This is a genomic window from Bacillus sp. FJAT-22090 (assembly GCF_001278755.1).
Classification (GTDB): domain Bacteria; phylum Bacillota; class Bacilli; order Bacillales_A; family Planococcaceae; genus Psychrobacillus.
The window spans coordinates 4,199,628-4,210,291 of record NZ_CP012601.1 but is presented as its reverse complement, the minus strand read 5'-3'; the positions used below and the strand labels follow the sequence as shown (position 1 = coordinate 4,210,291).

Sequence of the window (10,664 nt, the reverse complement as noted above, 5' to 3'; positions counted from 1 at the left end):
TTGCTATCCGACTAACCGAAGTTAGTCTATCAAGCTATATGTCTTAACGTTTTGCATGTTCAGTTTTCAATGTTCATTTTGTTATGTCGTTTTTTGCGACTTCTCTAATTTATCACCACTCGAGCGAAGAGTCAAGAAGTTTTTCAAAAACCTTTTTCGTCAATATTTTTTGTTTCGTTTTTGACGACGTTTATTATAATACAACTATCTCGATAGTTTTGTCAACAAAAAAACGAACAAATCTTTGTCCGTTTTTTTCAATCATCTAAAAATCAATTAACTTTATAGTATCTATGCATGATTTCATTGCTTTTGGTAGATTGTTTTTCAATAGATATAAAACCTTTTTCTACTAAAAATTCTATAAAGACTTCTAAATCCACAGAGTAATTTTTTAATTCCTCTTGCTCATGAATCTCTTGGATTGTCCAATAATCTTTTGAAGCTAGCACCTCTAATATATGTTGTGCACCCTCTTTTATTCTAGAATGAATTAAAAATTCACTTGCTAAAAATAATAGTTCTAATCTCTTTTCTATCGACTCTTCACTTGAAACAAGCTCATCGTATAATTTATAGATGGATGGATCTAACTGTTTCACTTGTTTCCAAACCATCACTTCTGGATGCATTCCATGTTCAAACACAGCCAAACGAGCTAAATGATGTAAAGACTCTACTATATGATTATAAGCATCTAAATAATTCAACTGCTCAAAAAACTGTTTACCCTCTAAGTATCTTTTACTTAATTTAGCGAATTCTATACCCATCCTTACTTTTCTTCCGTTAATAGGAAACTCTTGTAACTCTTTTTTCAATTCTTCTATATATTCATTTCTATCGAAGATTACTCTGCCATTAAGTAGCCAATCTACTAATTTAGGATTTGTTCCTAGCAGTAACCATTTTTTTAACTGTCTCTCAGTGATTACATGCATAGCAGCTTTTTTATCATTAAACGTATAATGCTTTGTAAAAATAGGATGTTCTGCTTCTTTAGTCAATATAAATAAAATAGAATCAAATGTATCTGTTATCGGACTAACCTCTTCACGTTTTTCTACAAATATAATACCTAGTGTATTAGGATCACTTGCTCTTTCTTGATAAATAGGTCTCAAAAGTGCTTCCAAAATTGTGCCTCCTTTATTTCATTATATAGTTTTTCGACAACTATTTTATATCTCCTTCTATTAGTTCATTCAAAACATTATTTTAACATTAACGTCAAGAAGTCTAATATAGTTATGAGTTATCATAGGATATTAAGATAAGTAACTTGAAGTAAAATGGGAGTAGTTCATAACAAAATATGATATAGTGGATTTAGAAATTAGGAGGATGAAAATGAAACCTTATAAAAACAAAATAAACCGAATACGTTCCTTTGCTTTGGGACTAATTTTCTTCGGATTCATCATTATGTATGGAGCAATATTCTTTCGAGAAAATGCTATTTTAGTAACTATTTTTATGACTCTCGGATTAATTTCTATTATAGCAAGCACAGCTGTTTATGGTTGGATTGGTTTACTATCTACTAAGGCTGTACAAGTTGTTTGTCCGAATTGCGGAAAACATACAAAGGTGTTAGGGAGAGTTGATATGTGTATGTATTGTAAAGAACCATTGACACTGGACCCATCACTTGAGGGTCAAGAATTCGATCAATCTTTAAATAGAAAGAGATAACTATAGATAAAACAAAAAACCGAGCGAAATGTTTTCGCTCGGTTTTTTTATTGTAAACTCGTTGCCTGCTCTTTACACGTTGGGCATGTTCCATATATCTCCATGCGGTGTGAACTAACTTCAAATCCAGTTAAATGGGAAGCTAAATGCTCTACTTCATCTAATCCAGGGTAATGAAAGTCTACAATTTTCCCACATGAGTTACAAATCATATGATAATGATCATTTGTTATGAAATCAAATCTACTAGATGAGTCTCCATAAGTAAGTTCTTTAACTAGCCCAGCTTCTCTAAATACACGTAAGTTGTTATACACTGTTGCAACACTCATGCTAGGGAATTTACTTTCAAGTGCTTTATATATATCGTCCGCTGTTGGATGGGACATTGATTGGATAATAAATTCCAATATCGCATGGCGTTGAGGTGTAATACGTACACCAGTAGATTTTAATGTATCTAAAGCATCTCTTAAATGTACTTCCGTCATCGCAATGCACCTCTCTTCATATTTATTCTTAGTTTGTAATTGTTACAATAAGTATAAGGAGAAAGAGCATTGAATGTCAAACTTTACAGTATTAAAGGGAATATGTACTACTATTAGTATCCTCTTTCCAAATCAATAACGTTTTTTAATGAAGTATCACCATTAAGCCACTTCATTAAATTCTCAGAAAAAATATCGAGTGCACGAACGACATATTGAGAAGAATGACTGGAAACATGGGGAGAAACGACTACATTCTCCATTTTCCAAAAAGGATGATCTTCTTTTAGCGGTTCATTTTCAAAAACATCTAACACTGTGTATGCAATGCAGTTATTTTGTAATGCCTGTAAAAGCACTTCCTCTTTCACTACATCTCCTCTTCCGAAATTCATAAAGATAGCTGTACGTTTCATACAATGAAAATGCTCAGAGGTTAATAAATTCCTTGTTTCTACAGTACTTGGTAGTATAGATATAACAATATCTGCTTTAGGCAGTGCTTTTTTTAGGTCAGAAAAAGAAACCATTTCATTCATAAAATCGGCTTGTTCTCCGCTACGATTGCACCCTATTGTATGGACGCCGAAAGCCTGCAGGATTCTTCCCACCTCACCTCCGATTGCACCAGGTCCTAAAATCAATGCAGTTGAATCAAATAGCTCTGATGAAGACACTTTCTTTGACCATAAACTATCCCTTTGGTTTTGAGCAATAATCGGAAGTGATTTTTTTATGGATAATATATGCGCGACAATTGACTCTGCCATCGGTATTTTATGAATGCCTCTAACATTCGTCACAAGTATATTACGACTTGCTATTTCCTTCAAAGGCATCTTTTCTAAACCTGCCGAAGCTACCATAATCCATTTTAATCTATCTGCCAGTTCTATATGAGATACATTTAAATCTTCACCATACGTTACAAATATATCAGCATTCCGCAAGGTTTCTTCATCAAAAGGTTTTTGAAAATAAAATTTTTCATGTGGGAATCTTTGTATTAAGTTTGCTTGTTGCTCTGGTTTAGGTAGAAAAGAAAATAATATGTTCATTTTTATTCTCCACTTGTCACAATTTGTTTCAATGTATCCAACGCTTCCTCTACATGACCATCTACCTTTACTTTACGCCATTCTTTTATAACAGTTCCCGTTGGATCAATTAGAAATGTAGATCTTTCAATTCCCATAAATTCTTTACCAAACATCTTTTTTAATCTCCATACTCCATACGCTTCCGACACTTCATGAGTATCGTCAACTAACAAAGAGAATGGTAAACCATGTTTCTCAATAAATTTCGTATGATCTTTTTCATTATCTGCACTTACACCAAGAATAACCGCATTTAAATCAGCAAAGGCTTCATGTGTATCTCTAAAATCACAAGCTTCTGTAGTGCAGCCTGGAGTAGAGTCTTTCGGATAGAAATACAAAACAACGTACTTCTTACCAGCAAAATTGTCTAATGATATTATTTCTCCTGCTTCATTTTTTAATGAAAATTTTGGTGCTATCATACCTTCTAGTGTTTGCATATCGATTCCTCCCCTTGGTATTGCCTTTATAGTATCGAAGTTTTCCAGTAAGTTCAATTTTCTTTAGCCTTTTTCATAAAAATTTACTACAATTAAAATGGACAGCTTTGCCGAGGTGACTGGACAGTGGCTCGTTCATAACGTTATACTTTCATTTCAGTAAAGCAAGACAAATCAAGCGGAGGTTTTACAATTGGAACGAATTAAATCTGAACAAATACATAGTGAAGCACTTGAACATATCGTAGGTGGCGTAAACAGCCCATCTAGATCATATAAAGCCGTTGGTGGTGGAGCACCAACTGTCATGGATAGAGCAGAAGGCGCTTATTTTTATGACGTAGACGGTAATAAATATATCGATTATTTAGCAGCTTATGGACCTATTATTACTGGACACGCGCATCCACATATTACTGAAGCAATTACAAAAGCAGCTCAAACAGGACTACTTTATGGTACTCCAACAAAACATGAAGTGACGTTTGCAAAGATGTTAAAAGAAGCAATACCTTCTATGGATAAAGTACGCTTTGTAAACTCAGGTACAGAAGCAGTAATGACTACCATACGTGTAGCACGTGCATATACAGGAAGAACGAAAGTGATGAAATTTGCTGGTTGCTATCATGGTCACTCAGATTTAGTTTTAGTGGCAGCAGGTTCGGGGCCAGCTACACTTGGTACACCAGATTCTGCAGGAGTTCCTAAAACTATTGCTGAAGAAGTGATTACTATTCCATTTAATGATCCAAAAGCTTATGAAGAAGCTATGCAAAAATGGGGTGAAGAATTAGCTTGTATTTTAGTTGAACCGATTGTTGGAAACTTTGGTATGGTAGAGCCAAACGAAGGATTTTTACCACTTGTTCACAAGATTGCAAAAGACAAAGGTACACTTGTCATCTATGATGAAGTAATCACAGCTTTCCGTTTCCATTATGGAGCTGCTTCTACTATGTTAGATCAGACTCCGGATTTAACTGCACTTGGTAAAATAATCGGTGGTGGCCTTCCAATTGGAGCATACGGTGGGAAAAAAGAAATCATGGAACAAGTAGCTCCACTCGGACCTGCTTACCAGGCAGGAACAATGGCAGGTAATCCTGCGTCTATGCAAGCAGGGATTGCTTGTTTAGAAGTTTTACAACAACCCGGTGTATATGAAGAATTAGATAGACTTGGTGGAATATTAGAAGAAGGTATTCTAGAAGCCGCAGAAAGAAATAATATAATAATCACCATTAATCGAATAAAAGGTGCACTTTCTGTTTATTTTACCGATGTAAAAGTAGAAAACTACGACCAAGCAGAAGCGACAGATGGTGAAATGTTCGCCAAATTCTTCAAACTTATGCTCAATGAAGGTATTAATCTTGCACCTTCTAAATACGAAGCGTGGTTTATTACAACTGCACACACAGAAGAAGATATTAATAATACAATTGCTGCAGTTAACAAGGCTTTCGCACAATTAAAGTAAAAGTTACATGAAACCTGCAAAAATGAAAGGATAGGATTAAATGAAATTAGGAGCTCGCGTATTCAAAACTGGAGTAGCGATTGTTTTTTCATTATTCATCGCAGATTTACTCCAGCTTCCTAGCCCTGTTTTTGCGGGAATAGCTGCGATATTTGCAGTTCAACCTTCAATATATAGATCCTATTTGACTGTTATTGAACAAATACAATCGAATTTAATCGGAGCTGCAATAGCCGTTATTTTCGCCTTAGTATTTGGAAATCACTTTATTGCAGTCGGTTTTGCTGCAATATTTGCTATTATGATTATGCTGAAGTTTAAACTTGAAAAAACAATTTCTTTAGCTCTCGTAACCGTTATTGCGATAATGGAAGTTCAAAGTGATGACTTTTTAACATTTGCTTTAATACGATTTTTAACAATTCTTGTCGGAGTCGTATCTGCATTTGTGGTGAATTTAATATTTATACCTCCTAAATTCGAAACGAAATTGTTTAATGCCATTCACTATACGCAAGATGAGATTATACGATGGATACGAATTGCTGTAAGACATGCGTCCGATCATAGCTCTACAAAACAAGCAATTAATCAAATACAAGATCGATTAACTCGTATAGATCAGATCTATTCATTTTTTAAAGAAGAACGTGGCTATTCTAAAAAAGCAACATATACAAAAGGAAGAAAATTAGTTATCTATAGAGAACTAATCTCCGTTTCCTATAAAAGCTTGGATGTCTTAAAAAGACTTCATCTCCATGAGAACGAGTTATTAGAACTTCCCGAACATTTTCGAATGATGATCAAGGAACGTTTAGATTCTCTCCTAACTTATCATGAACAGCTTCATTTGAAGTTTATAGGGAAGTTAAAACCAGAGCATATAGAATGGAACGGTTCACAAGCGTTCATTCAAAGACAAGAAGTTATGGATATTTTTGTCCAACAAATTGCTGTTACTAAAATTGAAGAGGAATTTTCAACTTATCACTTACTTCATATATTATCCAATATTTTAAAATATGAAGAGCAATTAGAACACATCGATACACTAATTACTTCGTATCAAAACTATCACAGCTCTGAACTTACTGTTCAAATAGAAGAAACACCATATTAAGTTTTTCTCAAAAGCACACATACCTGCATTGACAAAGTTTCCTTGCAACAGTGGAAAAAGCAGGCACTTAGCGAGGGCACTGAAAAAGTCTATAGAAATTGTCTTTACTAAATAATGGCCTCCGAATAAGAAAATCGTTGAAACGTCTCCCTTTCCGCGGGCGTTGCCTTAGCCTCCTCGCTGCGCTGCGGTGTCTTCGGCTAACGCTATTCCCGCAGGAGTGTCGCCTTTTTCAACGATTTTCTATAAATACTAATTGAAAAAATGTAAGTGATAAAAACTTGCTTTTTTATAGCATAAGGGTTTCCTAAATGAAAAGCGGATAATAGTTGATTGGAGTGGAAGGCGGCGACTCCAGCCGGAATAGCATGAGCTGAAGACCCTGGACTGAGCGTAGCGAGGGAAGCGGCTGAAGCCATGCCGGTGGAAAGCGTCCGCCTGGAACGGAAATTAACGAGTCCGAAAAAAAAAACGAGTATGTGAACAACTTGTCGTTCACATACTGTTATAGAAATCTCAGTGAGGACTTTTTCAGTCCCTCGGCTTCGGAAAAACGGATCTACCCTATTTAAACATAAATTCAAGTTTGTCAACAGTTTGAAACGTGTCACCTATTTATCTAGGTGACACGTTTTTTAGTTTTTCATTCGAGGATCCAAAGCATCTCGGAGTCCATCTCCCATTAAATTAAAACCAAGTACTGTTAGCATAATCGCAAGGCCTGGGAAAATCATTGTCCATGGTGCATTACGTAAAAACATTCGAGCATCCGCTAACATTTTTCCCCATTCTGGTGCAGGTGCCTGCGCTCCAAGACCAAGAAAACCTAAAGCTGCTGCTTCAATAATCGCCGATGCAATAGCTAATGTACCTGCAACAATTACAGGAGCCAGCGAGTTCGGAAGAATATGAGAAAATAATATTCTTATGTCTTTCATCCCTATCGCTTTGGCAGATGTTATGTATTCCTCCTCTTTAATACTTAAAACTTTTGAGCGAATGAGTCGACCAAAGTTAGGAATATTAATAATTGCGATGGCAATCAATGCATTACGTAGGGAAGGACCTAATACAGAAACAACTGCAATAGCCAATAATATACTTGGAAATGCTAGCATTACATCAAAAACTCGGGATATAATCATATCCACCCATTTTCCATAATAACCTGCAATAATCCCTAGAATACTACCTACCACTACGGAACCAATAACAGAGAAAAAGCCTACTCCAAGTGAAATTCTTGCTCCGTGTATAATACGTGAAAAAATATCTCTACCAAAATCATCTGTCCCAAACCAAAATTCACTGGATGGCGGAAGCAATCGATGATCTTTTATGGACTGTTCATTAATCCCTTGGGGTGCTAACCACGGACCAAATACAGCTAAAAACACGAAGAAAAGAACTATCACTGCTCCAACTAGCGCTACTTTGTTTTTACTAAAGCTTCGCCAAGCATCACGCCAAGGGCCAGTCGACGTTTCTTTTACAGTACCTACTGCTTCATTTATCGTGTTCGGAACCATTTCAGACATCCTCATTCCTCCTTTAGTCGTATTTAATCCTTGGATCAATTAAACCGTATAAAATATCAACAAATAGATTAATCATGACAAAAATAAACGCAACAATTAATATTCCAGATTGAATGACAGGATAGTCACGGAACTGAATTGCATCATAAATATAACGTCCAATACCAGGCCACCCAAAAATAGTTTCTGTTAATATCGCTCCACCAAGTAACAGACCCATTTGCAAGCCGATAACTGTTAAAACTGGAATGATGGCATTCTTCAACGAATGCTTATAAACAACCCAAAACATTTTTTGCCCTTTTGCTCGAGCAGTTCGAACATAATCAGCTCTCATTACTTCTAACATACTAGAACGAGTCATTCGTGCAATAATGGCCATTGGAATAGTTGCAAGTGCAATACCCGGCAATACAAGATGTTTTAACACGACACCCAGCTGATCAAAACGACCATTCAAAATCGTATCTAATACATATAAGTTCGTGACAGATGAAACTGGATTCCTTACATCTTCTCTACCTGTCGTAGGGAGCCATTGAAATTCTATTCCAAATATCCATTGTTCCATCAAACCTAACCAAAAGATTGGCATTGATACACCAATTAACGCTAAGATCATTGCAAAGTAATCAAACCAAGAGTTTTGGAACCAAGCAGAGATAATTCCAGCATTTACTCCAATAATGACCGCAATAATAATGGCAAACAGAGCCAATTCAAATGTTGCCGCTAAGTATGGCCAGATCTCTTTTGCAACTGGTTGAACTGTTCGCATCGATTCTCCTAGATCTCCTTTTAGGAGACCAAATAAGTAATCAAAGTATTGCGTATACCATGGATTATTTAATCCGAGTTTTATTTCTAATGCTTCTATCGCTTCTTTTGATGCTAATTGCCCCAATATAACCTGAGCAGGATTCCCAGGGATAGCCCGTATAATCATAAAGACAACAAATGTCATACCAAGCAAAACAGGGATTAATTGTAATAATCTTTTTCCGATATAGTGAAGCATTGTCTTCACCTCTCCTTATATTAAAAGCGCTGGAATCTAGATAGTTTCTAAGTAGTAAGGCTATTCTCTCGAAATTAATATAGAAAAGGGAGAAATCACGAAGACCTCTCCCCTTCAAGCTTATTACTTAAAGTCGACTTTCGTTAATTTATCAGATCCAGTAGGATGTGGTAAGAAGTCTACCAATTCTGCTTTCCCTGCTAGTAATGGAGTTGAGTGTGCAAGTGGTACCCAAGGAGCATCTGCAAATATGATTTCTTGAGCTTGCTTATACAATTCATTACGTTTATCTTCGTCAACTTCTGTTTGTGCTTCAATTAGGATGTTGTGTAGATCGTCGTTGCTATAGTAAGTGTAGTTATTGCTTCCAATATTATCTTTGTCCAGTAATACATAAAGGAAGTTATCTGCGTCTCCGTTATCACCAGTCCAACCTAACATGAATGCATCCGCTTCTCCGTTACGAGCTTTTTCTAAATAAGTCGCCCACTCAAAGGAAACGATTTTCGCTTTAACACCGATATCCTCTAAGTTCTTTTGAATAGCCTCAGCCACCTTAGTTCCATCTGGCATATATGGTCTTGGTACAGGCATTGCCCATAATTCCATTTCAAAGCCATCCGCAAATCCTGCTTCTGCTAAAAGTTCTTTTGCTTTTGCTGGATCGTACTCATAACCAGGAATGTCATCATTGTATCCACTAATAGAAGATGGCATTGGGTTTTTCGCAACTTCCGCACGACCCTCGAAGAAAGCATCTACGATAGCTTGTTTGTCAATTGCATGGTTAATCGCTTGTCGAACTTTTACATTATCAAATGGAGGACGTGTAGATGTAAGACCTAAATATCCTACGTTCATAGATGGACGTTCAAATAGTTGTAAAGTTGAATCACCTTCAACTGTTGCACCATCTGCTGGATTTACTCCATCAGCTAAATCAATTTCACCTGTAAGAAGCGCATTTAAACGAGCAGAGTTATCTGGAATAGAGCGGAAAACAACTTTATCAAGCTTTGGAAGTCCTTCAGCCCAATAATCCTCAAATTTTTCAACAGTTATTGAATCATTACGTTTCCATTCAACAAATTTAAATGGACCTGTGCCTACTGGATTGTCTCCAAAAGCATCTCCTGCAGATTCCAATGCAGTCGGACTAGCAATTCCAAAAGGACTCATTGCAATATTTTTTAAGAACGGTGCTTGTGCACGTTTTAATTTAAAGATAACTGTGTAATCACCTTCTGCAGTTACAGATTCAATTACATGGCTTTCATCTCCTACAAAACCACCAAACATAGAAGCATAGTATGGGAATTTGTCTTCCGAACCATTTGCCCAACGTTCAAAGTTTTTTACTACAGCTTCTGCATTAAAGTCTGTTCCGTCGTGGAACTTAACCCCTTCACGTAGAGTAAATGTATAAGTAAGTCCGTCTTCTGAAGGCTCCCATTTCGTAGCTAATCCTTCATTAATCGTTGTATCTTGTTCCCCAAAGTTCAAAAGTGTTTCAAACACGTTTTGTGTTACTTTGAAGGATTCCCCATCTGTTACTGCGGCTGGATCCAATGAAACGGAATCTCCACCACGTCCAAAAATAAGTACTTTGTTGCCAGTAGATGCTGATTCCCCTTCAGTAGCACCTTCATTCTCTTTGTCTGTTTTGCTAGTGCCTTCTGATGAATCACCTGAAGAACATGCTGCAAGAACTACTGTTAGAGCTACTAACATTAGCAACAAAAATGACCATATTTTCTTCTTTCCCATATTAAC

General features: G+C 36.3%; 10 protein-coding genes. 3 read left to right on the top strand and 7 right to left on the bottom strand.

What is annotated here, in order from left to right; translation table 11 throughout:
• Positions 1–272: 272 nt before the first annotated feature.
• Positions 273–1,136: a nucleotidyltransferase-like protein gene (locus AM499_RS21105; RefSeq protein ID WP_053592041.1), complete on the bottom strand. Its 864-nt coding sequence runs from the start codon at positions 1,134–1,136 to the stop codon at positions 273–275.
• A gap of 214 nt (positions 1,137–1,350) precedes the next feature.
• On the opposite strand from AM499_RS21105, the gene AM499_RS21100 reads away from it, so the two are divergent.
• The gene (locus AM499_RS21100) at positions 1,351–1,695 is read left to right on the top strand and encodes a YgzB family protein (protein WP_053592040.1); all 345 of its coding nucleotides are present in this window, start codon (positions 1,351–1,353) and stop codon (positions 1,693–1,695) included.
• A gap of 47 nt (positions 1,696–1,742) precedes the next feature.
• Here the strand turns inward: AM499_RS21100 and perR are convergent, their stop codons facing one another.
• From perR to bcp, 3 genes are all read right to left on the bottom strand, one after another.
• Positions 1,743–2,186, bottom strand: coding sequence for a peroxide-responsive transcriptional repressor PerR (gene perR, locus AM499_RS21095; protein WP_053592039.1), 444 nt, complete (start codon positions 2,184–2,186; stop codon positions 1,743–1,745).
• 113 nt (positions 2,187–2,299) lie between these two features.
• Positions 2,300–3,244, bottom strand: a complete 945-nt coding sequence (locus AM499_RS21090) for a D-2-hydroxyacid dehydrogenase (RefSeq protein WP_053592038.1) — start codon at positions 3,242–3,244, stop codon at positions 2,300–2,302.
• Positions 3,245–3,246: 2 nt separating this feature from the next.
• Positions 3,247–3,729 (bottom strand): thioredoxin-dependent thiol peroxidase, encoded by a 483-nt coding sequence (gene bcp, locus AM499_RS21085; RefSeq protein WP_053592037.1) that lies wholly within the window; start codon positions 3,727–3,729, stop codon positions 3,247–3,249.
• 193 nt (positions 3,730–3,922) lie between these two features.
• Between bcp and AM499_RS21080 the strand changes: the two genes are divergently transcribed.
• Complete coding sequence (locus AM499_RS21080; RefSeq protein ID WP_053592036.1) at positions 3,923–5,212, top strand: glutamate-1-semialdehyde 2,1-aminomutase; 1,290 nt, start codon at positions 3,923–3,925, stop codon at positions 5,210–5,212.
• Between the two features lie 40 nt (positions 5,213–5,252).
• The gene (locus AM499_RS21075; protein ID WP_053592035.1) at positions 5,253–6,335 is read left to right on the top strand and encodes an FUSC family protein; all 1,083 of its coding nucleotides are present in this window, start codon (positions 5,253–5,255) and stop codon (positions 6,333–6,335) included.
• Between the two features lie 635 nt (positions 6,336–6,970).
• Here the strand turns inward: AM499_RS21075 and AM499_RS21070 are convergent.
• The 3 genes from AM499_RS21070 to AM499_RS21060 all read right to left on the bottom strand — a co-directional run bounded on the left by AM499_RS21070 (position 6,971) and on the right by AM499_RS21060 (position 10,658).
• Positions 6,971–7,864, bottom strand: coding sequence for an ABC transporter permease (locus AM499_RS21070; protein WP_156316875.1), 894 nt, complete (start codon positions 7,862–7,864; stop codon positions 6,971–6,973).
• Between the two features lie 22 nt (positions 7,865–7,886).
• Positions 7,887–8,891 carry an ABC transporter permease gene (locus AM499_RS21065; RefSeq protein WP_053592033.1) on the bottom strand — a complete coding sequence of 335 codons (1,005 nt, stop codon included), beginning with the start codon at positions 8,889–8,891 and terminating at the stop codon, positions 7,887–7,889.
• A gap of 123 nt (positions 8,892–9,014) precedes the next feature.
• Positions 9,015–10,658: an ABC transporter substrate-binding protein gene (locus AM499_RS21060; protein ID WP_053592032.1), complete on the bottom strand. Its 1,644-nt coding sequence runs from the start codon at positions 10,656–10,658 to the stop codon at positions 9,015–9,017.
• Positions 10,659–10,664 lie beyond the last annotated feature (6 nt).

Bases quoted from the DNA above. Each gene is read 5' to 3' on its own strand.
- AM499_RS21100 (WP_053592040.1), top strand. From the start codon at position 1,351: ATGAAACCTTATAAAAACAAAATAAACCGAATACGTTCCTTTGCTTTG.
- perR (WP_053592039.1), bottom strand. From the start codon at position 2,186: ATGACGGAAGTACATTTAAGAGATGCTTTAGATACATTAAAATCTACT.
- AM499_RS21090 (WP_053592038.1), bottom strand. From the start codon at position 3,244: ATGAACATATTATTTTCTTTTCTACCTAAACCAGAGCAACAAGCAAAC.
- bcp (WP_053592037.1), bottom strand. From the start codon at position 3,729: ATGCAAACACTAGAAGGTATGATAGCACCAAAATTTTCATTAAAAAAT.
- AM499_RS21075 (WP_053592035.1), top strand. From the start codon at position 5,253: ATGAAATTAGGAGCTCGCGTATTCAAAACTGGAGTAGCGATTGTTTTT.
- AM499_RS21070 (WP_156316875.1), bottom strand. From the start codon at position 7,864: ATGGTTCCGAACACGATAAATGAAGCAGTAGGTACTGTAAAAGAAACG.
- AM499_RS21065 (WP_053592033.1), bottom strand. From the start codon at position 8,891: ATGCTTCACTATATCGGAAAAAGATTATTACAATTAATCCCTGTTTTG.
- AM499_RS21060 (WP_053592032.1), bottom strand. From the start codon at position 10,658: ATGGGAAAGAAGAAAATATGGTCATTTTTGTTGCTAATGTTAGTAGCT.